The sequence below is a fragment of the Pseudoalteromonas sp. MER144-MNA-CIBAN-0113 genome (genome assembly GCF_040308965.1).
GTDB classification, from domain to species: domain Bacteria; phylum Pseudomonadota; class Gammaproteobacteria; order Enterobacterales; family Alteromonadaceae; genus Pseudoalteromonas; species Pseudoalteromonas tetraodonis.
Genome location: NZ_JBEOOG010000560.1, coordinates 1 through 241 on the forward strand (window position 1 = coordinate 1; position 241 = coordinate 241).

The 241-nt window shown below is 45.2% G+C and carries 1 protein-coding gene; it reads left to right on the forward strand.

Annotation, left to right across the window (positions count from 1 at the left end):
- The coding region (locus AAEY57_RS20940) for a GspE/PulE family protein (protein ID WP_350608775.1) at nucleotides 1-241 on the forward strand (241 nt) is incomplete at both ends.

A 241-nucleotide genomic window follows, 5' to 3' on the forward strand; every position in this document is an offset into this window, starting at 1 on the left:
GTTGAAGACCCCATTGAATACGAAATACCGGGCATTGGCCAAACGCAAGTAAATACTAAAGTAGGTATGACCTTTGCGCGTGGCTTGCGGGCTATTTTACGTCAAGATCCCGATGTAGTGATGGTAGGTGAAATACGTGACCTAGAAACCGCTCAAATTGGTGTGCAAGCATCATTAACCGGTCACTTGGTAATGTCTACGTTGCATACAAATACTGCTTCTGGCGCTATTACTCGTATGG